Annotated in this window: 21 protein-coding genes; 14 read left to right on the top strand and 7 right to left on the bottom strand. The window is 63.4% G+C overall.

Annotated features, from left to right (window positions below; translation table 11 throughout):
- Positions 1-64: 64 nt before the first annotated feature.
- The 5 genes from gloA to F1735_RS08520 all read right to left on the bottom strand — a co-directional run bounded on the left by gloA (position 65) and on the right by F1735_RS08520 (position 5,703).
- Positions 65-520 carry a lactoylglutathione lyase gene (gene gloA, locus F1735_RS08540; RefSeq protein WP_167236533.1) on the bottom strand — a complete coding sequence of 152 codons (456 nt, stop codon included), beginning with the start codon at positions 518-520 and terminating at the stop codon, positions 65-67.
- Between the two features lie 98 nt (positions 521-618).
- Positions 619-3,321 (bottom strand): TonB-dependent receptor plug domain-containing protein, encoded by a 2,703-nt coding sequence (locus F1735_RS08535; protein WP_167236532.1) that lies wholly within the window; start codon positions 3,319-3,321, stop codon positions 619-621.
- 201 nt (positions 3,322-3,522) lie between these two features.
- Positions 3,523-3,951 (bottom strand): OsmC family protein, encoded by a 429-nt coding sequence (locus tag F1735_RS08530; RefSeq protein ID WP_187364189.1) that lies wholly within the window; start codon positions 3,949-3,951, stop codon positions 3,523-3,525.
- Positions 3,952-4,060: 109 nt separating this feature from the next.
- Entirely contained in the window at positions 4,061-5,374 is a 1,314-nt protein-coding gene (locus tag F1735_RS08525; RefSeq protein WP_167236531.1) for a PQQ-dependent sugar dehydrogenase, read from the bottom strand.
- Positions 5,371-5,703: a hypothetical protein gene (locus F1735_RS08520; protein WP_167236530.1), complete on the bottom strand. Its 333-nt coding sequence runs from the start codon at positions 5,701-5,703 to the stop codon at positions 5,371-5,373. The genes F1735_RS08525 and F1735_RS08520 overlap by 4 nt, the downstream gene beginning before the upstream one ends.
- A gap of 302 nt (positions 5,704-6,005) precedes the next feature.
- On the opposite strand from F1735_RS08520, the gene F1735_RS08515 reads away from it, so the two are divergent.
- The 7 genes from F1735_RS08515 to can all read left to right on the top strand — a co-directional run bounded on the left by F1735_RS08515 (position 6,006) and on the right by can (position 14,998).
- Positions 6,006-6,908 carry an NAD kinase gene (locus F1735_RS08515; RefSeq protein WP_167236529.1) on the top strand — a complete coding sequence of 301 codons (903 nt, stop codon included), beginning with the start codon at positions 6,006-6,008 and terminating at the stop codon, positions 6,906-6,908.
- Between the two features lie 52 nt (positions 6,909-6,960).
- Complete coding sequence (gene recN, locus F1735_RS08510; RefSeq protein ID WP_167236528.1) at positions 6,961-8,631, top strand: DNA repair protein RecN; 1,671 nt, start codon at positions 6,961-6,963, stop codon at positions 8,629-8,631.
- 236 nt (positions 8,632-8,867) lie between these two features.
- Positions 8,868-9,974, top strand: a complete 1,107-nt coding sequence (hemH, locus tag F1735_RS08505; RefSeq protein ID WP_167236527.1) for a ferrochelatase — start codon at positions 8,868-8,870, stop codon at positions 9,972-9,974.
- A 433-nt stretch (positions 9,975-10,407) separates the two neighbouring features.
- On the top strand, positions 10,408-10,944 hold the full coding sequence (gene grpE / locus F1735_RS08500; RefSeq protein WP_167236526.1) for a nucleotide exchange factor GrpE: 537 nt from the start codon (positions 10,408-10,410) through the stop codon (positions 10,942-10,944).
- Positions 10,945-11,035: 91 nt separating this feature from the next.
- Positions 11,036-12,976 (top strand): molecular chaperone DnaK, encoded by a 1,941-nt coding sequence (gene dnaK, locus F1735_RS08495; RefSeq protein WP_167236525.1) that lies wholly within the window; start codon positions 11,036-11,038, stop codon positions 12,974-12,976.
- A gap of 140 nt (positions 12,977-13,116) precedes the next feature.
- Positions 13,117-14,250: a molecular chaperone DnaJ gene (gene dnaJ, locus F1735_RS08490; protein ID WP_167236524.1), complete on the top strand. Its 1,134-nt coding sequence runs from the start codon at positions 13,117-13,119 to the stop codon at positions 14,248-14,250.
- Positions 14,251-14,338: 88 nt separating this feature from the next.
- Positions 14,339-14,998, top strand: a complete 660-nt coding sequence (can, locus tag F1735_RS08485; RefSeq protein WP_167225200.1) for a carbonate dehydratase — start codon at positions 14,339-14,341, stop codon at positions 14,996-14,998.
- Between the two features lie 120 nt (positions 14,999-15,118).
- Here the strand turns inward: can and F1735_RS08480 are convergent, their stop codons facing one another.
- Positions 15,119-15,940, bottom strand: coding sequence for a carbonic anhydrase (locus F1735_RS08480; protein ID WP_229505679.1), 822 nt, complete (start codon positions 15,938-15,940; stop codon positions 15,119-15,121).
- Positions 15,941-16,163: 223 nt separating this feature from the next.
- On the opposite strand from F1735_RS08480, the gene F1735_RS08475 reads away from it, so the two are divergent.
- Positions 16,164-16,532, top strand: coding sequence for a nucleotide pyrophosphohydrolase (locus F1735_RS08475; protein ID WP_167236523.1), 369 nt, complete (start codon positions 16,164-16,166; stop codon positions 16,530-16,532).
- A gap of 30 nt (positions 16,533-16,562) precedes the next feature.
- On the opposite strand, the gene gabD is transcribed toward F1735_RS08475, so the two are convergent.
- Positions 16,563-18,017, bottom strand: a complete 1,455-nt coding sequence (gene gabD / locus F1735_RS08470) for an NADP-dependent succinate-semialdehyde dehydrogenase (protein ID WP_167236522.1) — start codon at positions 18,015-18,017, stop codon at positions 16,563-16,565.
- A gap of 287 nt (positions 18,018-18,304) precedes the next feature.
- Between gabD and F1735_RS08465 the strand changes: the two genes are divergently transcribed.
- The 6 genes from F1735_RS08465 to F1735_RS08440 all read left to right on the top strand — a co-directional run bounded on the left by F1735_RS08465 (position 18,305) and on the right by F1735_RS08440 (position 25,792).
- Positions 18,305-19,402, top strand: coding sequence for a PEPxxWA-CTERM sorting domain-containing protein (locus tag F1735_RS08465; protein WP_167236521.1), 1,098 nt, complete (start codon positions 18,305-18,307; stop codon positions 19,400-19,402).
- A 242-nt stretch (positions 19,403-19,644) separates the two neighbouring features.
- Positions 19,645-20,400, top strand: a complete 756-nt coding sequence (locus tag F1735_RS08460; protein WP_167236520.1) for a gamma-glutamyl-gamma-aminobutyrate hydrolase family protein — start codon at positions 19,645-19,647, stop codon at positions 20,398-20,400.
- A 162-nt stretch (positions 20,401-20,562) separates the two neighbouring features.
- Positions 20,563-21,933, top strand: coding sequence for a glutamine synthetase family protein (locus tag F1735_RS08455; RefSeq protein WP_166894540.1), 1,371 nt, complete (start codon positions 20,563-20,565; stop codon positions 21,931-21,933).
- A 67-nt stretch (positions 21,934-22,000) separates the two neighbouring features.
- Positions 22,001-23,434, top strand: coding sequence for an aspartate aminotransferase family protein (locus tag F1735_RS08450; RefSeq protein WP_373888488.1), 1,434 nt, complete (start codon positions 22,001-22,003; stop codon positions 23,432-23,434).
- 23 nt (positions 23,435-23,457) lie between these two features.
- The gene (locus F1735_RS08445) at positions 23,458-24,579 is read left to right on the top strand and encodes a polyamine ABC transporter substrate-binding protein (RefSeq protein ID WP_167236518.1); all 1,122 of its coding nucleotides are present in this window, start codon (positions 23,458-23,460) and stop codon (positions 24,577-24,579) included.
- 79 nt (positions 24,580-24,658) lie between these two features.
- Positions 24,659-25,792 (top strand): ABC transporter ATP-binding protein, encoded by a 1,134-nt coding sequence (locus F1735_RS08440; RefSeq protein ID WP_167236517.1) that lies wholly within the window; start codon positions 24,659-24,661, stop codon positions 25,790-25,792.
- Positions 25,793-25,797 lie beyond the last annotated feature (5 nt).

Genomic DNA, 25,797 nt, shown 5'->3' with positions numbered 1-25,797 from the left:
AAGCAATCTTGACGAACTTTCATCGTACAACGGAAGTTACCCCGATTCCATATACTCTAGGTAGCTACTTTCCTGTAACCACAATCGGATGGCGGCGCGGGCCGGCTTGCTCGTTCAAGCCGTTCGCGCGCACGCCACCCTTGCGTTCGATCAGTTCGATCTTGTAGCCGTCCGGATCGGTCACGAAGGCGATCACGGTGCTGCCGCCCTTGACCGGTCCCGGTTCGCGCGTGACGTTGCCGCCGTTGGCGCGCGCCGCCTCGCAGGCGGCCACGATGTCGTCGGCCGAAATGGCGATGTGGCCGTAGGCGTCACCCAGCTCATACGTGTGTACGCCCCAGTTGTAGGTCAGTTCCAGCTCCGCATGCTCCGGATTGCTGCCGTAGCCGACGAACGCCAAGGTGTACTTGTACTCTGCGTTCTCGCTGGTGCGCAGCAAGCTCATGCCCAGCACCCTGGTGTAGAAATCGATCGAGCGCTGCAGGTCGCCGACCCGTAACATGGTGTGCAAAATCCGCATCGTAGTCCTTGGTAATCGAATCAAGCCACGATTTTAAGCGCTCCACCGATTCTCTGCCGGCCGCGTCCGCAAGATGCGGTGCGGCCGGCCCTGCCTGCTTACGAACCGAAGTGGTAATTGAACTCCAGCCAGATCTGGCGTCCGACCGGGCTGAAATTGCCGGTTGGGTAGTTCGGCCAGCCGTCGGTGGTGTCGCGCTTGATGCGGTTGTTGACGTTGTTGATCGCCACCGAGACCGTCGCGCGCGGGCTCACCTTGTACACGCTCGACAGGTTGACCAGGGTGGTCGGCGACAGGAATGCGGTCTGCCCCGCATTCGGCACCTTGCCAAAGCGCTGGGCGAACACGGTGTTCGACCAGTTGCCCAGGTTCCAGTTCAGGCTGACGTTGAGCTTGTCGCGCCAGTCGGAGTTGCTCAGTTCGTCCAACTCGTCGACCAGCGCGTCGCCGGCAAACTGGCGCGAATTCTTGCTCAGGGACTTGGAGTAATTGCCCTTGAGCGTGAACTTGCCCCAGCTCTCAGTGCGCAGGGCGTAGCGCGCGCTCAGGTCGATCCCGTCGGCGTCCTGGTAGGCGGCATTGATCGGGTTGACCCGGATTTCGCGGATCTCGCCCGGCTTGTTGAGCGCCGTCAATGGATTACGCGTGATGCGCTTGATGGTGTCAAGGCAGCTCGGCGACGTCAGGTCGCCCTTGACGCGGCAGGCCGCTTCGTCGCGCAGCAAGTTATCGGCGCTCAGGTTGGTGACCAGGTCGTCGATCTTGATGTTCCAGTAGTCGACCGAGACGTCGAAGTCCGCGCTCGGCGACCAGACCGCGCCCAGGCCGTACGATTTGCCTTTTTCGGAACGCAGGTCCTTGCTGCCGGTCTGCACGTAATCGCTGCCCGGCGACACGCCGGCGAACTCGCAGGTCTCGATCGGCTGGCCGGCCTGGGCGCAGCGGTAGTGATCGGTGGTCGAGGAGTAGTAGCCGGTGCCGCGCGCCTTGAAGATGTAGTTCATGTCGGGCGCGCGGAAGCTGGTGGCGTAATTGCCGCGCACCAGCAGCGCCTTGGCCGGACGCCATTCCGCGCCCACGTTGTAGGTCAGCTTGCCTTCGTTGCGGCCGGCGTAGTTGTAGCGGTCGTAGCGGCCGGCCAGGGTCGAGTTCAGGTCGGCCAGCAGCGGCACGCTCGCTTCCAGGCCCAGCGCGTAGCGGCGCCGCGAGCCTTCGGTGATATCGCTTTTGGCCAGGGTGTTGAAGACGCCCTGGTTGATGCGCGCATCCGGCTTGTTGGCAAAGCGCTGGTGGCCCGCTTCGGCAATCGTGGCCAGCTTGACGGGGCCGGCCGGCAGTGTGAACAGCTCGCCAGTGGCGACCAGGCTCAGGGTCTGGTTGCGCGAGGTGTCGTCGCTGTCGGCCTGGCCGGTGATGCTGTTGAACTCCTCTGGCGTGAGGCGCTGGGTCAGGCGTGCCTGGTTCGGGGCGTAGATGGCGATACCGTCCTCATCCACACCCAGTTTCGGTCCCAGGAAAAAGCTGTCGATGTTCGCCAGCGCGCGCTGCACATGGTTTTCGCTCTTGTAGAACGAGGCGCTGTAGCCGGCTTCATAGCGCCAGCCGGTCGCGCCGATGTCGCCCTTGGCGCCCAGGCTGACCGAGGTCGCCAGGTCGTCCCAGGTGCGGTTGTAGCGCTTCACGCCGCCCATTTCCTCTGGCGAGATGTACTTGGTCCAGGCTTCGTATGCGCCGCTATGTTTGTTGAAGAAGTAGTTGTTGCTGTCGGCCGAGGACGAGGTCCAGGTCGGGCCGCGCGTGTTGTTGGCGGTCTTGTTCTGGCCCACCAGGAATTCGGCGAACAGCTCGGTCGTCGGCGAGAGCGCATAGTTGGCGCTGCCGAACAGGTTGGTGCTGCGGTTCTTGGTCTGGGTGGTCCAGTAGGTCGGGCTGACCTTGTTGCTGGCGCAGTAGCTGCCTTTGGCGACGGTGTTCTTGAACTGGCTGCCGCCGAACAGGTCGCCCAGCGCGCTGCAGGTGTCGCCCAGGTCAACATATTTGCCGTTGTTGACGTTCTTGCGCGACAAGGTATTGGTCGGCGTGCCCTGGCGCACGGCCATGAAGTCGCGTTGCTTGCTCCACAGCGGTTCGCGGTCCAGCACTTCGAGGCTGAACACGGTGTTGAGCTGGTCGAAACTCTGTCCGCCGCTCACTTGCAGGCGGCTGTCGCCGCCGCCGCCGCGCGAGGTGGTGCCGCGCTTGAGGTTGACGTCGATGCCCTCGGCATGCTTTTTGAGGATGATGTTGACGACGCCTGCGATCGCATCCGAGCCGTACACGGCGGAGGCGCCGCCGCTCAGGATTTCCACCCGTTCCACGATGCTCGACGGAATATTGGCCAGGTTGGTGAAGTTGACCGCGCCTTCGTACGCGGTCGGGAAGTCGGCCAGGCGGCGCCCGTTGAGCAAGATCAATGTGTGGTTCGGGCCCAGGCCGCGCAAGCTGATGGTATTGGCCGACGGCGTGAAGGTATTGCCGGAGTCGGCGCCGGTGGTGACGCCGCTGTTCTGGGCCTGGTTGTTGAGGGCGTCGAACAGGTTTTTATACCCTTGCTTGGTGATTTCTTCGCCGGTGATGACCACCACGGCGGACGGGCCTTCGAGGCTGGCGCGCGCAATGCGCGAGCCGGTCACCACGACCGAGGTGGGCGGGGTCTGGGCGCCGGCCGTCGCGCTTTGCGCATGGGCTTGCTGCACCGGGCCGCAGAGCAAGGTGATCGCCGCCGCCGCCAGGGGCGTCAATGTCAAATTCGTGATTTTCATTGAGGTGCTTTATGGTAGTTAAAAATCAATGATACCAAGAAGCAAGCATGCGAAGAACGATTGTTTTTGTGTTTGTATATGCGCAAATGCACAACGATGGTGCGGGCAATGCGCAGGGGGTAAGAAGGTGAGGCGGGGGCGTGATGCGGCGCCGTCATTCCCGCCGGGATTCGCCCTGGCGCGGGAATGACGGGAATACGATTATTCTTCCAGGCGCGCGTCGAGCGTGATCGTCGCGTTCAGCAGCTTCGATACGGGGCAATTGTTTTTCGCGCGCAGGACCGCCGCTTCAAACGCTTCCTGGTTGGCGCCCGCAATGGTCGCCACCAGATTGAGGTGTACGGCCGAAATGGTGAAGCCGTCATCGGTCTTGTCCAGGGTCACGGTTGCCGTGGTCGCCAGTTTTTGCGCGGTCATGCCCGCTTCGCCCAGCTGCCCCGACAAGGCCATGGTGAAGCAGCCCGCATGCGCGGCGCCGATCAGCTCTTCCGGATTGGTGCCCGGACCATTCTCGAAACGGGTGTTGAACCCGTACTGGGTATTGTCGAGCGCGCCGCTCTGGGTGGAAATATTGCCTTTGCCATCTTTGATGCCGCCACTCCAGACAGCACTTCCTGAACGTTTGATCATGGTGGTCCTCCTTCAGTCTGTTTAAATTCAATCAAGCCATCATGCGCTGCCGGCCACGGTCCATCTGTTCGCCAGCGCACGATGCGGATGCGGAAATGCTGCGCCGCGGCTATTTGCCGGTCGGCGTGATGCGCCAGACCGTGTTGCCGACATCGTCGGCGAGCAGGATGCCGCCGCCCTGGTCCACCGCCACGCCCACCGGACGCCCGTAAGCGTGGCCGTCGGCGCTTAAGAAGCCGGTCAGCACGTCTTGCGGCGGTCCGTTCGGCTTGCCATCGGTGAAGGGCACGTAGATCAGCTTGTAGCCGGCAAACGGCTTGCGGTTCCATGAGCCATGCTGGCCGATCAGCGCGCCGTTCTTGAACGCCGGCATCAGGTCGGCGTTGTAGAACGCCAGCCCGAGCGAGGCCGTGTGCGCGCCCAGCGCGTAATCGGGCGTGAGCGCCTTGGCCACCAGGTCGGGACGCGCCGGTTCGACCCGGGCGTCGACATGCTGGCCGTAGTAACTGTATGGCCAGCCGTAGAAGCCGCCCTCTTTCACCGAGGTCATGTAATCCGGCACGAGGTCGTTGCCGAGTTCGTCGCGTTCATTGACGCTGGTCCACAGCGCCCCGCTTTGCGGCTGGAAGCCCATGCCGACCGGATTGCGCAAGCCGCTCGCGAACACGCGCGACTTGCCGTCGGCCGGGTTGAATTCCCAGATCGCGGCGCGGCCTTCCTCCTTGTCGAGCCCGTTTTCAGCGGCGTTGCTGTTCGAGCCGACCGAGATATACAGGCGGGTGCCGTCGGGACTGGCCACGACGTTCTTGGTCCAGTGATGGTTGATCCCGGCCGGCAAGTCCATCACCTTCACGCCACGGGCGGCGATGTGGGTTTGCCCTTCCTGGTAAGGGAAGCGCAGCAGCGCGTCGGCGTTGGCGACGTACAAGTCGTTGCCCACCAGCGCCATCCCGAAGGGCGAGGACAGGCCGTCGAGAAACACCGAGCGGCTCGCTGCCTCGCCGTTGGGGCCGGCGCCGCGCAGCAGGGTGATGCGATTGGCCGACGGCACCGCCGCACCGGCCTTTTTCATCTCGTGCTTCATCACCATGCCGCGCAGGCTGAAGCCTTCGTCGGGCTGGGGCGGTTTATTCGTTTCGGCCACCAGCACGTCGCCGTTGGGCAGCACATACAGCCAGCGCGGATGTTCCAGCCCGCTGGCGTAGGCCGCCACCGCCAGGCCCTGCGCCACGGCCGGTTTCGCGCCCTTGGGCCAGGGCTCGGCCGGGGCGATGTTCATGGTCGGCAGCATCGAGCGCGAGGGCGCCGGCAAGGCCGGATTCGGGCCGAAGCCCGCTGGCATGGCCTGTCCGCGGGCGCCCAGGGCGGCGCCGGCCAGGCCGATGGCCAGGCCGACTGGCAGGAGCAGGCGCACACGCCTCATGCCTTGTCCTTGCCCTCTTGCTTGCCCTCGTCCTTGCCCTTGCTCGGGTCGGACGGTTCGTGATGGCGCATGCCGCTGCCGGCGTCGGCCTTGGGCCGGGCCTGGCCGGAACCGCTGGCGGGGGCGACTTCCTCGACGCCGCGCATGCCATGCATGTCGGTATCGACCAGGCCCTGGGCCAGGTCGTCGGCGGCCTGCTTCATGACGCCGCGCGGTTCCTTGTCGTGGCCGTCCGGCGACTCGTCGCGCTCGTGCGGCAGGCGCTTGGCGTCGTCATCCTGGATTTTGGCGTCGGTGTTGATTTTGCGGTCGTGTGTTTCGGCTACCATGGTGTTGCTCCCTGTGGGTGAACTCATTGTGCAAATGGTATCGCTTCGCAGGGGAAGTGGCCGTTCAATTGACTACTATCGTCGCTCCCGCCTGCGCGGGAGCGACGGTAGTGGTGCGGTGCCATGTTTTGGAGAAAGCCAGCTTGCACTTCCCTGCACGCGCGGCTTGCCCGCGCGCCCAGTCGCACTTATACTGCGCCACTGTGAATGCATACAGTAGTGCCGCCGCCGGCCGCCGTATAGCGGAAGCAGGCATTATGGGGTAATCTCCTGCGTGTCGCCCCTCAACCGCCGAGAAGTCTATGCCCGCTACGCCTCAACTGCAAAAAACCATCGCGCTGGTCGTGCGGCCGAACACGGTCGGCATCGACGAGCCGGTCGGCCGCCTGCTGGCCTTTTTGCAGGGCGCCGGCTACCGCGTGGTACTGGAAAGCGAAACCGCGGCCCATCTCGGCCTGCCCGGCATCGAGGCGATGAGCGTGGGCGGCATCGGCGCGGCGGCCTGCGCCGTCATCGTGATGGGCGGCGACGGCACCATGCTCGGCATCGCGCGCCAGCTCGCGCCCTTCGATGTGCCGCTGATCGGCATCAACCAGGGGCGCCTCGGCTTCATGACCGATATTCCCATCGAGCGCATGATCCCCATCGTCGGCGACATTCTCAGCGGCAAGGCGCGCGCCGAAAAACGCACCCTGCTGGAGGGGCGCGTCCTGCGCGACGGCGCCATGATCGCCTGCGGGCTGGCGGTCAACGATGTGGTGGTGGCGCGCGGCGCCGGCGCCGGCATGGTCGAGCTGAAAGTGGCGGTGGACGGCAATTTCATGTACAACCAGCGCTCCGACGGCCTGATCATCTCCACCCCCACCGGATCAAGCGCGTACGCGCTCTCGGCCGGTGGCCCGCTGCTGCATCCGAGCCTGGGCGGCATCGTGCTGGTGCCGATCGCCCCGCACGCCTTGTCGAACCGGCCGATCGTGGTGCCCGACAGCAGCGAAATCGTGATCGAGATCGTCGGCGGGCGCGACACCAGCGTCAACTTCGACATGCAGACCTTCGCCAGCCTTGCGCATGGCGACCGGATCGTCATCTCGCGTTCGCCCAACCACATCACCTTCCTGCATCCGGAAGGCTGGAGCTATTACGACACCCTGCGCGAAAAATTGCACTGGCACGAATATCCGTCGGGCGAGGGCAAGCTGCGCTAAGGCGCTGTCCCGCACGCCATTCCCCATTCGAATACTGGACTGACACACCTTCATGCTGCGTACCCTGACCATCCGTGATTTCGTCATTGTCGATACCATCGAACTTGAATTTTCCAGCGGTTTTTCCGTCTTCACCGGCGAAACCGGGGCCGGCAAGTCGATCCTGATCGACGCGCTGCAACTGGCGCTGGGCGGGCGCGGCGACGCCAGTGTGGTGCGCGAGGGCGCGCCCAAAGCCGACATCACGGCCGATTTTTCGGTCAGCGCCGCCGCGCCAGCCCGTGAGTGGCTGGAACAGAACGAATTCGCCGTCGAGGAGGGCGGGGCGCTGCTGCGCCGCGTGATCGACAACGCCGGCCGCTCCAAGGCCTTCATCAACGGCATCGCCGCCACCGCCGCCCAGTTGCGCGACCTGGGTGACATGCTGGTCGATATCCACGGCCAGCACGCGCACCAGTCGCTGCTCAAAAGCGAGGCCCAGCGCGCGCTGCTCGATAACCAGGCCGCCTTCAAGGATGCCGGCGCCGGCGCCGATGCGCGCGCCGTGGCGGCCTCCCACAAGGCCTGGCGCGCCCTGGCCCGCCAGCGCGAGGAATTCGAAACCAATGCCAAGAACGTGCTGATCGAGCGCGAACGGCTCGAATGGCAGGTGGCCGAGCTGCACAAGCTGGCCGTCAAGCCGGGTGAATGGAGCGAGATCACCAACGAGCACAGCCGCCTGTCGCATGCCGCCAGCCTGCTCGAAGGCGCGCAGGAAGCGCTGGCCGCGATTTCCGAATCGGACCATCCGATCCTGTCGCAATTGTCGTCGCTCAACCAGAAGCTGGGCAAGCTGGTCGCGGTCGATGTGCAGTTGCAGACCGTGCTCGACTGCATGGAACCGGCCCGCATCCAGTTGCAGGAAGCGGTGTACGCACTCAATAACTACCTGGACAAGGTCGACCTCGATCCCGAGCGCCTGCGCACGGTGGACGCGCGCATGGAAGCGATCCATACCACGGCGCGCAAGTTCCGCGTGACCCCGGATGCGTTGCCGGAGGAGTTTGCCAGCCTGTCGGAGCGCCTCAAGCAACTGGCCGACGCCAGCGACCTGGACGGCCTGCGCCAGCAGGAAGAGAAGATCAAGGATAGCTATATGGCGGCGGCGGCGCGCCTGTCGGCCACGCGCGCCAAGGCGGCGCGGCTGCTCGGCACGCAGGTGACGGCGGCCATGCAGGAGCTGAACATGACCGGCGGCAGTTTCGTGGTGGGATTGAATGCCTGCGAGCCGACCAGCAATGGGGTGGAGCAGGTGGAGTTTCTGGTGGCCGGTCACGCCGGCGTGGCGCCGCGTCCGCTGGCCAAGGTGGCCTCGGGCGGCGAGCTGGCGCGCATTGCGCTGGCCATTTCGGTGATTACCTCGAACGCCACGACCACGCCGACCCTGATTTTCGACGAGGTCGACAGCGGGATCGGCGGCGCCGTGGCCGAAGTGGTGGGGCGCTTGCTCAAGCGGCTGGGGCAGGAACGGCAAGTGCTGTGCGTGACCCACTTGCCGCAGGTGGCCAGCCAGGCCAACCAGCATTTCCAGGTGGCCAAGGGGACCACGGGGGAGGGCAAGACCGTGTCGCATATCGATGTGCTGGACAACAAGGCGCGGGTGGAGGAAGTGGCGCGCATGCTCGGTGGGGTGGAGATTACCGCGACCACGCGCAAGCATGCGCGCGAGTTGCTGGCGATGTAATAGTGTCTGCCGTTCCCGCTACCTTCAGAACCGTCTTTCCCGCGCAGGCGGGAATCCATAGCACCTACGATGAGCGAAAGTGCTCTGGATCCCCGCCTGCGCGGGGACGACGTATCTGAGGCCGGTGGCGCTACCGGGTCGCACCCTGTTAAAACCGGTTCAACTCCCGTAAATAATGCTGGAATTTAACCCGGAACCCTATAATATCGGCTCTCCCGCTCACGATCGCCGAATCCATGTCCTTCCGCAAAGAACCCCCCTTCACCCACGGCACGCCGACCCGCAACGCCGTGGTGCTGGTCAACCTGGGCACGCCGGACGCGCCGACCACCCCGGCCGTGCGGCGCTACCTGAAGGAATTCCTGTCCGACCCGAGGGTGGTCGAAATTCCGCGCGCCATCTGGTGGATGATCTTGCACCTCATCATACTGCCATTCCGCTCCAGCAAATCGGCCGCCAAGTACGCCTCGATCTGGACCAGGGAAGGTTCCCCCCTCAAAGTCCACACCCAGAAGCAAGCCATCCTGCTGCGCGGCCTGCTGGGCGAGCGCGGCCATGATTCGGTGAACGTGGTGATGGCCATGCGCTACGGCTCGCCCTCGCTGCCGGAAGTGCTGGACCAGCTCAAGGCCGAGAACTGCGAGCGCGTCGCCATCCTGCCGGCCTACCCGCAATACTCGGGCACCACCACCGGCTCGATCAGCGACGCCGTGTTCGCCCACTACGCCGGCGTGCGCAACGTGCCGGAACTGCGCATGATCAAGCACTACCACGACCAGGATGGCTACATCGATGCCCTGCGCGATAGCGTGCTGGCGCACTGGAAAGTCAACGGCCGCGGCGACAAGCTGGTGATGAGTTTCCACGGCGTGCCGAAACGCACCCTGATGCTGGGCGACCCTTACCACTGCGAATGCTACAAGACGGCGCGCCTGCTCGCGACCAGGCTCGGGCTGTCGTCCGAGCAATACCTGGTCACGTTCCAGTCGCGCTTCGGCAAGGCCGAGTGGCTGCAGCCGTACACGGCGCCGACCCTGGTGCAGATGGCGAAAGAGGGCCTCAAGCGCGTCGACCTGATCTGCCCGGGGTTTACCAGCGACTGCCTGGAAACGCTGGAAGAGATCGCCATGGAAGCGAAGCACGACTTCGAAACCGCCGGCGGGCGCGAATTTCACTACATCGCCTGCCTGAACGAGTCGCCCAAGTGGATCGCCGGCCTGGCCGACATCGCCGAGCAGCACCTGCTGGGCTGGGATACCAAGACCACGCCGGCCCAGCGCGAGGCTGAAATGCAGGACAAGGAAACGGGCCGCCGCAACGCCGTCAAACTGGGCGCAAGCTGACCTGCCGCCGTGCCTACCGCCGTGCCTACCGCGGTGCCTACCGCCGTGCCTACCGCCGTGCAGATTGACAGGCGCTATTTGCCGCCTGTTAAAATAGCGTTCCGTGTACACTCAGCTCTGCGTAGCAGATCCAGGCCAGCGCGAGCACGGTGTAGGCAACAACGCTGACGGCAATCAACGGCAACTTCATGTCGAACTCCCTGAAACAGCCTTCGCGCGGGCGATGCACGCGCATTCAGGCTGGATAACTTCATGGTAGCCCGGGCCGTCCTGAAAAGAATCTCCTCATTGGTAAGATTTGTAACATTGCACAAAAAAGCAACGCTGTAGGATTCCCCTTGAAAATGTAGGTTATAGCCCCATCTGGGTCCCTATGTGGCTAGCAAGACACGTCAAACAATTAGTTAAGTCATTGATTCCAGGAGCTTTTCCGATGCAAGAGCAAGAAAATCCAGAAGTCTCGCAACCGTCCGACGAATCGGTCCAGGCGTCCGCGCCCGCCAACGGCGAACGCAGCCTCGAAGAGCAGCTCAGCGCCACCGAAGCCAAGCTGGCCGAGATGCATGACGCCTTCATGCGCGCCAAGGCCGAAGGCGAGAACATCCGCCGCCGCGCCCAGGAAGACGTCAACAAGGCGCATAAATTCGCCATCGAAAGCTTCGCCGAGGCCATGGTGCCGGTGCGCGACAGCCTCGAAATGGCGCTCAAGGTCGAGTCGCCAACGCTCGAGTCGCTGAAAGAAGGCGTCGAAATGACCCTCAAGCAGCTCACCTCGGCGTTCGAGAAGAACAAGCTGGTCGAGGTGATGCCGGCCCAGGGCGACAAGCTCGATCCGATGAAGCACCAGGCCGTCGCCGTGGTGCCGGCCGAGCAGGAAGCGAACACCGTGGTCAGCGTGCTGCAAAAAGGCTATATGATCGCCGACCGCTTGTTGCGTCCCGCCATCGTTACCGCAGCGCAAGCAAAATAAATACGGTGTGCTCTCTTGCAAGGTCTTGAAAGCACGCAGTTTTTCCACATATTCAAGTCATCTGAAACTAAGTAATTAAAAGGAAAAAATCATGGGCAGAATTATCGGTATTGACCTTGGCACGACGAACTCTTGCGTGGCCATCATGGAAAACGGTCAGCCAAAGGTAATCGAGAACGCAGAAGGCGCGCGTACGACGCCTTCCATTATTGCTTACCAAGAAGATGGCGAAATCCTCGTCGGCGCACCGGCCAAGCGCCAGGCTGTCACCAACCCGAAGAACACGCTGTTCGCGGTCAAGCGCCTGATCGGCCGTAAGTTCGACGAAAAAGAAGTGCAGAAAGATATCGGCCTGATGCCGTATTCGATCATCAAAGCCGACAACGGCGATGCATGGATCGGCGTGCGCGACAAAAAACTGGCGGCTCAGCAAATTTCCGCTGAAGTCCTGCGCAAGATGAAAAAAACCGCCGAAGACTATCTCGGCGAAGAAGTGACCGAAGCGGTCATCACCGTGCCTGCCTACTTCAACGATTCGCAGCGCCAGGCGACCAAAGACGCCGGCCGTATCGCCGGTCTCGACGTCAAGCGCATCATCAACGAGCCAACTGCGGCGGCGCTGGCGTTCGGCCTCGACAAAACCGACAAGGGCGACCGCAAGATCGCCGTGTATGACCTGGGCGGCGGCACGTTCGACGTTTCGATCATCGAAATCGCCGACGTCGATGGCGAAAAGCAGTTCGAAGTCCTGTCCACCAACGGCGACACCTTCCTCGGCGGCGAAGACTTCGACCAGCGCATCATCGATTACATCATCGACGAATTCAAGAAGATCAACGGCCTGGACCTGAAAAAAGATCCGATCGCCCTGCAGCGCATCAAGGCGTCGGCCGAGCGCGCGAAGATCGAACTGTCGTCCTCGCAGCAAACCGAAATCAACGAGCCGTACATCGCCATGGCGAACGGCGCGCCGGTCCACCTGAACCTGAAAATGACCCGCGCCAAGCTCGAGTCGCTGGTTGAGGAACTGATCGCGGCCACCATGGAACCATGCAAGATGGCGATCAAGGATGCCGGCGTCAAAGTGTCCGACATCGACGACATCATCCTGGTCGGCGGCATGACCCGTATGCCGAAGGTGCAGGAAAAGGTCAAGGAATTCTTCGGCAAGGAGCCGCGCAAGGACGTCAACCCGGATGAAGCCGTCGCTGTCGGCGCCGCCATCCAGGGCGCCGTGCTGTCGGGCGAGCGCAAGGACTTGCTGCTGCTGGACGTGACCCCGCTGTCGCTGGGTATCGAAACCATGGGCGGCGTGATGACCAAGATGATCCACAAGAACACCACCATCCCGACCAAGTTCAGCCAGGTGTTTTCGACCGCCGAAGACAACCAGCCTGCGGTGACGATCAAGGTGTTCCAGGGCGAGCGTGAAATCGCGGCCGGCAACAAGGGCCTGGGCGAATTCAACCTCGAAGGCATCCCGCCGGCATCGCGCGGCACGCCGCAGATCGAAGTGACCTTCGACATCGACGCCAACGGCATTTTGCACGTCGGCGCCAAGGACAAGGCCACCGGCAAGGAAAACAAGATCACGATCAAGGCCAACTCCGGCCTGACCGAAGCGGAAATCCAGAAAATGGTAAAAGACGCCGAAGTCAACGCCGAAGAAGACAAGAAGGTCAAGGAACTGGCCGAATCGCGCAACCAGGCCGATAACCTGGTGCACTCGACCCGCAAGTCGCTGACCGAATACGGCGACAAGCTCGACGCTGCCGAAAAAGAAGCCATCAACGCGGCGATTACCGACGTCGAAGGCGCGATCAAGTCCGGCGACAAGGCCGAGATCGATGCCAAGATCGAAAAACTGTCGGCTGCGTCGCAAAAACTGGGCGAGAAGATGTATGCCGACCAGCAGGCGCAGCAAGCTGCCGGCGGCGCTGACGCCGGCCAGCAGGCAGGCGGCGCCGAGGGCAAACCAGCCCAGGACGACGTGATCGACGCCGACTTCAAGGAAGTCAAGGACGCCAAGTAATTGATGCCGGTGCAAGGTGCGGGCCGCTTCAAAGCAGCCCGTGCCAGATCGAGCAAAAGGCGACGACAAGCCGAGCCCTCCCGCGGCTCGGTTTTTTGCATAAACAGTAGCGTAGTAGCTAGACAGCAAGGTGCCGACAAATGGCAAAGCGTGATTTTTACCAGATCCTCGGGGTCGCCAAGAATGCTTCTGAAGATGACATCAAGAAGTCGTATCGCAAGCTTGCGATGAAATACCATCCGGACCGCAATCCGGACAGTAAGGAATCGGAAGAGAAGTTCAAGGAAGTCAAGGAAGCGTACGAAATGCTGACCAATCCGGAGAAGCGCGAAGCGTACGACCGTTATGGTCACGCCGGTGTCGATCCGAACATGGGTGGCGGCGGTGGCGGCTTCGGCGGCGGCGCTGGCGGCTTCCCGGACAGCTTCGGCGATATCTTCGGCGACATTTTCGGCGGTGGCGGCCGCGGGCGCAGTGCCGGCCCGCAGGTGTACCGTGGTGCCGACATGCGCATGGGCTTCGAGATCACGCTCGAGCAGGCGGCGCACGGCCACACCCAGGAATTGCGCATCCCGAGCTGGGACAAGTGCGAAACCTGCCACGGCAGCGGCGCCAAGCCGGGCACGTCGCCGGTCACCTGCACCCAGTGCGGCGGACACGGCCAGACGCGTGTGCAGCAAGGCTTCTTCAGCATCCAGCAGACCTGCTCGCGTTGCCAGGGCAGCGGCAAGATCATTGCCGAACCGTGCGCTCCGTGCGGCGGCGAAGGCATGATCAAGCGCCAGAAGATCCAGGAAGTAAGTATTCCGGCCGGTATCGAAAGCGGCGTCAGCATCCGTTACAAGGGGCTCGGCCAACCGGGCACCAACGGCGGGCCGCCGGGCGACCTGTTGATCGAAGTGCGGGTCAAGCCGCACTCGGTGTTCAATCGCGAAGGCGACGACCTGCATTGCGAAATGCCGATCTCGTTCGTGAAGGCCACCCTGGGCGGCGAGATCGAAGTGCCTACCCTGTCCGGCAAGGTCTCGTTCACGATTCCTGAAGGCACCCAATCGGGCCGCACTTTCCGCCTGAAAGCGAAGGGCATCAAGGGCATGCGTTCCGGTTATCCGGGCGACCTGTTCTGCCACGTGGCGGTCGAAACGCCGGTCAAGCTGACCGACAAGCAAAAAGACTTGCTGCGCGAATTCGAGCGCCTGACGGTCGAAGGCGGCGGCAAGCACAGCCCGCAGAGCAAGGGCTGGATGGACAAGGTGAAAGATTTTTTCGAATAAGGCGGGCCTAGTTGCGCCTATTCATCCAAACCGCTGAACTTGGCCCATGGCTCTGTCAGCGGTTTTTTTTCGAACAGACAGGACTGACATGACTCAAGCACAATACGATATCGACGCGCTCTTCAAACGCAATCGCGACTGGGCTGCGGCCATGGTGGCCAAGGATGAGAACTTCTTCAAGGCATTGACCGCCCAGCAGTCGCCCGAGTATCTGTGGATCGGCTGTTCCGACAGCCGGGTGCCGGCCAACGAGTTGCTGGGACTGGCACCGGGCGAGTTGTTCGTCCATCGCAATATCGCCAACGTGGTCGTGCATTCGGACTTGAACTGCCTGACGGTGTTGCAGTTCGCCATTGACGTGCTCAAGGTCAAGCACGTCATCATTTGCGGGCACTATGGCTGTTCGGGCGTACACGCGGCCATGATCAACAAGCGCGTGGGCCTGGCCGACAACTGGCTGCGCCACGTGCAGGATGTGCAGCAAAAGCACGAGAAATACCTGGGCGATGTATTGCCGTCGCGCGCGCGTGCCGACCGCTTGTGCGAGTTGAACGTGACCGAGCAGGTGGTCAACACGGCGCAGACCACGGTGGTGCAGGATGCATGGGAGCGCGGCCAGCCGCTGACGGTGCATGGCTGGGTGTACGGCTTGCACGACGGCTTGCTGCGCGACCTGGGGATGAGTGTCAGCGGCGCCGATGAGCTGGCGCCGAAACTGGCGGCGCGCTTGCTGGAGTATCAGGAATAGCCGGAATTGGCCATGTGATCGTCGCCCTCGCGCAGGCGGGGGCCCAAGGTGGTTCTTTCGCCTGTAACCGGGCATACAAAATTGGACCCCCGCCTGCGCGGGGGCGACGGTTTTGCGGTTTTAGTTGCTTTCCTTGATCACACGTCCGTTCAAGTGTTGCACCGGACGGGCGTTGTGCTTGTACAGCTTGTGAAACTGGGCCAGTTGCGCCTTCGACATTTCCACCGGCGTTTTCAGCACGAACCAGTTGGCTTCTTCGCTGCATGGCGGCGTGGTCAAGGAGCCCGGGAAATTGTAGTAACCCTGGGTCGGCGGCAAAATGCCCATCATGTCGATGGTCACGCCATCGACCGCCTGCTCGACTTCCGCTTGCTTCGGCAGGTTGTTGAAGATATTTGTCAGCGCCGGGTTTTCCTTGCCCAGCTTGAACAATACCGCCACCACGGCCAGCTTGTTGTCCGCGTTCTTGTGTACCAGGTGCAAGCCGAGCGGATACTGCTTGCCGTTGATGCGCTCTTCGCTCGGCGTATGGAAATGGAATTGCAGCAATTCATGGCGTACGCCACCGATCGTCATCCCGCTGCCCGGTGCATAATTGACCTGCACCGTGTGCCCGTTATCGATGATTTTCAGCGGCGAAGGCTGGTATTCGAACACAATCGGATCGAGCTGGGACTTGGTGGTCGCATTCGTGCGGATATCGATCGGCGACTGCGCGTGACCGGTCTTGCAGATAACATAGTCGGACTTGAGGCCGCCCCATTTGGCCGGCCCGGTGGCGCCCTCATACGTCCATTCGTGTTTGGCATGCCTGGCATGCGCGGCGGGCGCCGCTGTTGGTGCGGCGGCTGGCGCTGGCGCCCCGGCCGGCGCCTGGGCGTGCGCCGGCAGCGGCAGGATGGCGGCCAGCGCCAGCGAAACGACGGTCATGCGTGAAAACATGTGAGTTCCTTTGATCGAATGGGATACCGTATGGAGTGGCGTCGCGGCGGGGCATGGCCGCACAAAGCACAGGAACGCGTCGTGGCGCTCGCTCTGTCCGGTAATAATATCTTGTCTTAGCACAGGTAAATACAGCAACGCTCGCACTTGCTGCAAAGACGCAACACAAATGCTGGCGCGGTTCCCTTGACCCACGTGTGGAAAATACTAATGGAGCAATAATTTGAATCAGGAAAATAATCAGCTGGAAACTATTCGCACCCTGGCGCGCAGCTTTGTCGAGGAGCGCGACTGGGGCCAGTTCCACACGCCCAAGAATTTATCGTCGGCGCTGTCGGTCGAAGCGGCCGAGCTGCTGGAACATTTCCAGTGGCTCAAGACCGGGACGCAGGAAGAATTGGGGGCGGACAAACTTGTCCAGGTGCGCCACGAAATGGCCGACGTGCTGGTCTACCTGGTCTTGCTGGCGGACCAGCTCGATATCGACCTGGGCGCGGCGGTGCAGGAAAAGATGGTGCTCAACCGGGCCAAATACCCGGCCGACAAGGTGCGCGGCGATGCCCGCAAATACCACGAATACCCGCCGGACTGAGCCGGCGGGCTTGCTTTGCCAGGCTGCGCGTTACAGCCCGCCCATGCAGATGTACTTGATCACCAGATAGTCGTCGATGCCGTAGCGCGAGCCTTCGCGTCCCAGTCCCGACTGCTTGACGCCGCCGAACGGCGCCACCTCGGTCGACATCAGGCCGGTATTGACGCCGACCATGCCCGTTTCCAGGGCATCGGCCACGCGCCACACGCGCCCGATGTCGCGCGAGTAAAAATACGCCGCCAGCCCGAATTCGGTATCGTTGGCCATGGCGATGACATCTTCCTCGGTATCGAAGCGGAACAGGGGCGCGAGCGGGCCGAAGGTTTCTTCGGTGGCCACCTGCATCGTCGACGTCACATCGGCCAGCACGGTCGGCTCGAAAAAGCTGTGTCCCAGGGCGTGGCGCTTGCCGCCGGCTAGCAGGCGCGCGCCTTTGGCGAGCGCGTCGGCGATGTGCTCCTCGACCTTGAGGACAGCCTTTTCCTCGATCAGCGGGCCTTGCGTCACGCCCACATCCTGGCCATTGCCGACTTTCAGCTTGGCCACCGCCGCCACCAGTTTTTCGGCGAAGCGCTCGTACACCCCATCCTGCACATACAGGCGGTTGGCGCATACGCAGGTCTGGCCGGCGTTGCGGTACTTGGACGCGATCGCCCCTTCCACCGCCGCATCGAGGTCGGCGTCGTCGAACACGATGAACGGCGCGTTGCCGCCCAACTCCAGCGACAGCTTCTTGATGGTCGGCGCGCACTGCTCCATCAGCACGCGCCCGACCTGGGTCGAGCCGGTGAAGGTGAGTTTGCGCACCAGCGGATTGCCGGTCATTTCGGCGCCGATCGCTTTCGAGTCGCCCGTGATCACGCTGAACACGCCCTTGGGCACGCCGGCGCGCTCGGCCAGTTCGGCCAGCGCCAGGGCCGAGAACGGGGTCAGCTCGGCCGGCTTGACCACCATCGGGCAGCCGGCCGCCAGCGCGGGGCCGACCTTGCGCGTGATCATCGCCGCCGGAAAATTCCACGGCGTAATCGCCGCGCACACGCCGATCGGCTCCTTGGTCACCACCAGGTGCCGGTCGGGCCAGGGCGACTGCAGGGTGTCGCCTTCGATGCGCTTGCCTTCCTCGGCGAACCACTCGATGAACGACGCCGCGTAAGCGATTTCGCCCTTCGATTCGGAGAGCGGCTTGCCTTGTTCTGCGGTCATGATCAGGGCCAGGTCGTCGGCATTCTCGATCATCAGGTCGTTCCACTTGCGCAGAATGACGCTGCGTTCGCGCGCGCTCTTCTTGCGCCAGGCGGGCCAGGCCGCGTTGGCCGCCGAAATGGCGCGCGCGGCGTCCTCCTTGCCCATGCGCGGCACCGTGCCGAGGGTGTCGCCGGTGGCCGGATTGGTCACGGTGATGGTGGCCGCGTCGCCCGCATCGCACCATTCGCCGTCGATAAAACATTGCTGCCGCAGCAGCGCAGGGTCTTTGAGATTCAACATGACAGGGCTTTCGTGATCAGGCTTGGCGCGAGGCCGGGCAATCATCTTAGCGTTTTTTGCAAGCGGTTGCCGGGCAGCGCAGCGCGCGTGCTGCGATGCTTGCCACCAAGCAGCATCCGCTCACTGCCGTCTTGATCGCGCGCAGGCCGTCTGCATTCTGTGGGGAACTTTTTGTGAGGGCACAAACCCGGGCGCCGCGCCGGGACCATCCTGAACGGTGACGGCGCCGCTTCCGGCGTTGCCCGGTATCCCTGCGGGAACCGCCACCGCTCACGACGAGGTGCCTTATGCGTCAACCTGCCCGCCTTCTTCCCGCACTGGCGCTGTGCGCCGCCTGCCTGCCGGCGCTGGCCGCGCCAGCGCCGCGCTACCGCATCACCACCATCCTGGCCGGCCAGTTCGACTATGTCGAAGCGACCGGCATCAACAAGCACGGCGACGTGGTCGGCGGCACCTACGTGACCGGGCAAGAGTGGCGCGGCTACCTGTTCGCCGACGGCCGCACGGCGCAGCTGGGCAGCCTGGGCGGCCAGTACACGCGTGCGCAGGCGATCAACGACGCGCGCCAGGTGGTGGGCGAATCGAAGACGGCGGACGGCATCAGCCACGCGGTCATGTTCAGCGGCGCCACGGCGACCAACCTGACCCCGTGGGCGCTCAGGGAAAGCGGCGCCAACGCCATCAACAACGCCGGCACGGCGGTCGGCGCGATTCCCTGCGACTGCCTGGAATTCCACGCGGCGCGCTTTACGGGCAGCGGCGTGACCGACCTGGGCACGCTGGGCGGCAAGTCGAGCAACGCCGACGGCATCAACAGCGCCGGGCAGATCGTCGGCTGGGCCGCGCTGGCCGGTCCCTACACCCCGCGCGCCTTTTTGTACGACAACGGCACGATGCGCGACCTCGGCGCCCTGGGCGGTGAATGGTCGAGTGCGAGCGCGATCAACGAGGCGGGGCATGTCGCCGGCAGCTCTGCGCTGGGCGGGCAAGCGGGCGAGCACGCTTTTTTGTACGTCAATGGCGTGATGAGCGACCTGGGCGCCTTGTCCGGCATGGGCAGCGCCGCGCGCGGCCTGAACAATGCGGGGCAGGTGGTGGGACTGTCGTACCAGGGCTGGGACGTGAAGGAGGCGGTGCTGTGGGAGGGCGGGGCGCTGTTCAATCTGAACAGCCTGATCGACCCGGCGTCCGGCTGGCACCTGACCGATGCCGGCGCCATCAACGACCTCGGGCAGATTGCCGCCAGCGGCTGCCATCAGGGGCTGGGCGTGTGCGGCATGCTGCGGCTCGATCCGGCCAGCATGCTGCCGGTGCCGGAACCATCGACCTGGGCCATGCTGCTGGCCGGGCTGGCGCTGGTGGGCGTGCGCGGCCGGCGCCGCTGAACCTTGCTTAACCGGGGTCTGACCTCAATTAAGAAAATAGTTGCCTTTTTGGAATATTTAGGGCGGTGGCGGTTCGTGTTGGCATGTTTGACAACTTGCCGGTAAGCTCTAACTGTGGTCAGGCGCATCGATCTGCGCCAAACCTATGTTGTCCATTTGAGATGGATCAAGCAGCACTCGCCATCAGGCCGATTAGCCATTATGATGAACCGGGTGCGTCATTCGTTCCTATATCGACAATCATGCGCCGTCCTATCGTCCTCGTTCCCGCTTGCACGCGCCAGATCGGCCCTCATCCGTATCATGCCGCGCAGCTCAAATATGTCGACGCCGTCGTCCTCGGCGCCGACTGCGCTCCCATGGTCCTGCCCGCGCTCGGCGCCGCGCTCGACCTTGAGGCGTCGCTCTCCGTCTGCGACGGCATCATGCTGACCGGCTCGGCCTCGAACGTGCATCCGGGCTACTACGACCAGGACGTGTACGACCCGCGCCTGCCGCAGGACCCGGCGCGCGACGCCACCACCTTGCCGCTGATCCGCGCCGCCCTCGAGCGCGGCATTCCCATCATCGCGGTGTGCCGCGGTTTCCAGGAGATGAATGTGGCCCTGGGCGGCAGCCTGTACCAGGCGGTGCAGGAAGTCGAAGGCAAGATGGACCACCGCGAAGACCCGGACGCCTCCATCGAAGACCAGTACGGCCCGGCCCACGATGTGATCATCACACCCGGCGGCGCCTTCCAGCGCATGCTCGGCGGGCTTGACCGCATCGCCGTCAATTCGCTGCACGGGCAGGGCGTCGACCGGCTCGCGCCCGGCATCGCCATCGAAGCGCTCTCGCACGACGGCCTGGTGGAAGCATTCTCGGTGCCGTCCGCGCCCGGCTTTACCCTGGCCGTGCAGTGGCATCCGGAGTGGCGGATCCTCGAGAACCCGGCGTCGATGGCCATGTTCGGCGCCTTCGGCCAGGCTTGCCGCGCTTTCCAGGCGGGGCGCGCATGAACATCCGCAGCGCCAGCCGCTACGAAAAGTGGGCCCTCTGCTGCGTGCCTTAGCGCCGCTTGCCATCCTCGGTTCCACAGCACGCCCGCGGCAGTCGCCCGCGCGCGCAATGAGCAAACTACAGAGCGCAAATTACAGAGCGCAAACTACAGAGAGAACATCATGGCAATTCGCGAAAACTTTACCTACACCGACATGGACCTGTGGCTCAACGAGAAACGGGTCACCGAAATCGAATGCCTGATTCCCGACTTGACCGGGGTCGCGCGCGGCAAGATCCTCCCGCGCGGTAAGTTCACGCAGGAGCGCGGCATGCGCATCCCCGAGGCGGTGCTGGGCATGACCGTGACCGGCAACTATCCCGTCGACGACGAAGCCTACGACCGCGCCATCTCGGCCACCGACCGCGACATGATCCTGAAAGCCGATCCGACCACCATCACCATGGTGCCGTGGGCGGTCGACCCGACCGCGCAGGTGATCCACGACTGCTATTTCGCCGACGGCAAACTGGTCGACTTCGCGCCGCGCACGGTGCTGCGCCGCGTCTTGAAGCTGTATGCCGACAAGGGCTGGAAGCCGGTGGTCGCGCCCGAACTCGAGTTCTACCTGACCGCCAAGAACATCGATCCCGACCTGCCCCTGAAACCGCCGATCGGCCGCAGCGGCCGCGCCGAAACCAGCCGCCAGGTCTACAGCATCGACGCCGTCAACGAGTTCGATCCCCTGTTCGAGGACATCTACGACTACTGCGAACTGATGAACCTCGACGTCGACACCCTGATCCACGAGATCGGCGCCGGCCAGATGGAGATCAATTTCCTGCACGGCGATCCGCTCGGCCTGGCCGACAAGGTGTTCTTCTTCAAGCGCACCCTGCGCGAAGCGGCCCTCAAGCACGACATGTACGCCACCTTCATGGCCAAGCCGATGGCCGGCGAACCCGGTTCGGCCATGCACGTACACCAGAGCGTGGTCGATACCAAGACCGGGCTGAATATCTTCAGCAGCGAAGACGGCTCGGCCTCGCCCCTGTTCAAGCAGTACATCGGCGGCCTGCAGCGCTACATGCCGTCGGCCATGGCGATCGTCGCGCCGTACGTCAATTCGTACCGCCGCATCGTGCGCCACACCGCCGCCCCGATCAACATCCAGTGGGGCCTGGACAACCGCACGGTGGGCTTTCGCGTGCCGGAGTCCGGCGTGCAGGACCGCCGCGTGGAAAACCGCATCATCGGCGCCGACGCCAATCCCTACCTGGCGCTGGCCGTCACCCTGGCCTGCGGCTACCTCGGCATGACCGAGCAGCTCGAACCGACCGCGATGATGAACGGCAGCGCCTACGAAATGCCGTTCGAGCTGCCGCAAGGCCTGCCCGAAGCGCTGCACCTGCTGCGCGCCGAGGACAAGCTGCGCACGGTGCTGGGCGAGCGCTTCATCGATGTGTATGCGGCCATCAAGGACCTGGAACACCAGGAATTCATGACCGTCATCAGCCCGTGGGAACGCGAACACCTGCTGTTGCACGTGTAAGCATCGCGCAGCACCGACAACAACAATAACGAAAACGAAAACGAGGTCCATCATGACAGCCAACCCCATGGTCCCGAGCGCCGCGCTGGTCGCGTCGGTCAAGGCCGCCACGCACGACGTCTACGACACCGCCGAAATCCAGCGCCAGGACGCGGCGCACTACATGCATCCCTTCACCGACCACAAGGCGCTGGGCGAACGCGGCGCGCGCGTGATGGTGCGCGGCGATGGCATCTACCTGTGGGATTCCGAGGGCAACAAGATCCTCGACGGCATGTCCGGCCTGTGGTGCGTGAATGTCGGCTACGGGCGCACCAGCATCTCGGACGCGGTCTACCGCCAGATGCAGACGCTGCCCTTCTATAACAGCTTCTTCAACACCACCAACGTGCCGGCCACGCGCCTGGCCGCGCTGCTGGTGGAGATTTCGCCGCCCCAGTTCAACCACGTGTTCTTCACCGGTTCCGGCTCGGAAGCGAACGACACCAACCTGCGCATGGTGCGCCGCTACTGGGACCTCAAAGGCCAGCCGCAGCGCCACACCATCATCAGCCGCTACAACGCCTACCACGGCAGCACCGTGGCCGGCGCCGCGCTGGGCGGCATGGCGGGCATGCACGAGCAGGGCGGCATGATCCCGGGGATCGAGCATATCGGCCAGCCGAACTACCTGGAAAACGGCAGCGGCATGACGCTTGATGAATTCGGCATCGTGGCCGCCGGCTGGCTCGAGACCAAAATCCTCGAGGTCGGCGCCGACAAAGTGGCCGCTTTTATCGGTGAACCGGTGCAGGGGGCGGGCGGCGTGATCATTCCACCGGCCACCTACTGGCCCGAAATTCAACGCATCTGCGACAAATACGGCGTGCTCTTGATCGCCGACGAAGTCATTTGCGGGTTTGGCCGTCTTGGTACATGGTTTGGCTCCGAGTTGATGCAGATCAAACCTGATCTGATTACATTCGCGAAGGGTGTGACCTCGGGATATGTTCCTCTTGGTGGCGTGCTGGTCGGTGACCGGGTCGCAAACGTGTTGATCAACGAAGGCGGCGACTTCAATCACGGTTTCACGTATTCCGGCCATCCGGTGGCGTGTGCGGCGGCGCTCGAAAACATCCGCATCCTGATGGACGAGCGCCTGGTGCAGCAGGTGGCGCAAGACACCGGCCCGTACCTGAAAGAGAAGTTCGAAGGGCTGATGGATCATCCGCTGGTCGGTTACGCCGACACCTGCGGCTTCGTGGCGGGCCTGAACCTGGTGCGCAAGAAAGCCGCGGCGGTGCATGACTGCGAGTACTTCGATCCGGAGCAGGGCGTGGGCATGATCTGCCGCGGCTACATGTTCGCCAACGGGATCATCATGCGCGCCGTGGGCGAGCGCATGATCATCGCGCCGCCGCTGGTGATGACGCGCGCGCAGATCGACGACATGATTTTCAAGATCAGGTACTGCCTCGAGGCCACCCTGATCGACGTGCAGAAGCGGGGCTGGGTAACTTGAACGAACCTTGATCGGGAGCCAGGATGAAGACGATACGCCGCATCGCACACAGCTTCATCCTCGGCCTCGCGGCCGCCGCCAGCGTGGCGGCCGCCAACGGGGCCGCCGCCCCGCCGGAAGAGAAAGTCCTCAACATCTACAACTGGTCCGACTACATCGCCGACGACACGGTCCGCAACTTCGAAAAAGAAACCGGCATCAAGGTCCGCTACGATGTCTTCGACAGCAACGAAGTCCTGCACGCCAAGCTCAGCGCCGGTAAAACCGGCTACGACATCGTGGTCCCCACCGCCCACTGGGCGCGCCTGCAGATCGACGGCGGCCTGCTGCGCCCCCTCGACAAGGCCAGCCTGCCATACCTGGCCAATCTTGACCCGACCCTGCAATCGCTGCTCAAACGGCTCGACCCGGACAACAAGCACCTGGTGGTCTGGCTGTGGGGTTACACCACGCTCGGCATCAACGTCGACAAGGTCAAGGCGGCGCTCGGGTCTTTACCCATGCCCGACAATGTATGGGACCTGGTGTTCGATCCGCGCTACGCCAGCAAACTGACTTCGTGCGGCATTTCCTTTCTCGACTCGCCGTCCGAAGTACTGCCCGCCGCGCTGCTCTACATCGGCAAGCCGGCCTACTCGAAGAACAGCGCCGACTACCAGGACGCCGGGCGCATGCTGCAAGCGATCCGCCCGGCGGTGACCCTGTTCAGCTCTTCCGGCTACATCAACGACCTGGCCAACGGCGCGCTGTGTGTCTCGCTCGGCTGGTCGGGCGACATCAACATCGCGCGCCAGCGCGCCATCGACAACAAGAATGGCCACAACATCGTGGCGCTGGTGCCGAAGACGGCCACCCTGATGTTCGACACCATGGCCATTCCGGCCGACGCCCCGCATCCGGGCAACGCCCACCTGTGGATCAACTATATTTTGCGCCCCGAGGTACACGCGAGCCTGACCAACAAGGTTTTCTACGCCAACCCGAACAAGGCCGCCACCCCGATGGTGCGGCCCGACATCGCCGGCAACCGCACGGTCTACCTGCTTGATGCCGACAAGCAGCGCATGGTGGTGCCCGAGCCCTTGAGCGCCGAAGCGCGCCGCACCATGACGCGCGTGTTCACCCGTTTCAAGACCGGAATGTAAGCCGTAATGTAATCATTTTGCATGCAGACCGGCGTATGTCCGATAAAATTGCGGCTTTGCCTCATCTTTCATCATCCCTATGACGATTGCACAACCCGCAAGCTCGCAGCCCTTTCTCCTGATCCGCAACCTCGTCAAGGAATTCGACGGCGTGCGCGCCGTGAACGATATTTCGCTGGCCATCGACAAAGGCGAGATCTTCGCGCTGCTGGGCAGCTCCGGCTGCGGCAAGTCGACCCTGCTGCGCATGCTGGCCGGCTTCGAGACCCCGACCGCCGGCGCCATCGAACTGGCCGGCCAGGACCTGGTCGGCGTGCCGCCCTACGAGCGCCCGGTCAACATGATGTTCCAGTCGTACGCGCTGTTCCCGCACCTGACGGTGTGGGACAACGTCGCTTTCGGCCTGCGCCGCGACGGTTTGCCCAAGGCGGCCATCGCCGAACGGGTCGACCAGATGCTGGCGCTGGTGCAGCTGGGCCCCTACGCCAAACGCAAGCCGCACCAGCTCTCGGGCGGGCAGCAGCAGCGCGTGGCGCTGGCGCGCAGCCTGGCCAAGCGCCCGCAATTGCTGCTGCTCGACGAGCCGCTCGGCGCGCTCGACAAAAAACTGCGCGAACAGACCCAGATGGAACTGGTGAACATCATCGAGCAGGTCGGGGTGACCTGCGTGATGGTCACCCACGACCAGGACGAGGCCATGAGCATGGCCACCCGCATCGCCGTCATGAGCGAAGGGCGCATCCTGCAGGTGGGCGCGCCGGGCGAGATTTACGAAACCCCCAACTGCCGCTTCGTGGCCGACTTCATCGGCACCGCCAACATGTTCAACGGCCATGTGCGCGTCGACCAGCCCGACCATGTCGTCGTCGAGACAGCCGAATGCCGCCACTATGTCAGCCACGGCATCAGCGGCACCAACAACATGCCGGTGACGGTCGCGGTGCGGCCCGAAAAAATCGCCCTCCAGCGCGAAATGCCCGGCGTGGCGCAGCGCGCCTCGGCCGCCGAAGATGGCTACAACTGCGTGGCCGGCGAGATCGTCAACGTCTCCTACTTCGGCAACGAGACCCACTACCAGGTGCGCATGGCGCAAGGCGGCATCCTCAAGGTGGCGCGCACCAACGCCGCGCGCCATGAAGAGGCGCGCATGGAACGCGGCCAGCATGTCGTCGCGTGGTGGGATGGCAGCGACATCGTGGTCCTGACCCATTGAGGCGG

Origin of the sequence: Massilia genomosp. 1 (genome assembly GCF_011682185.1) — a bacterium.
Classification (GTDB): Bacteria; Pseudomonadota; Gammaproteobacteria; order Burkholderiales; family Burkholderiaceae_D; genus Telluria_A; species Telluria_A rubra.
This window is presented reverse-complemented; position numbering and strand designations above follow the sequence as displayed.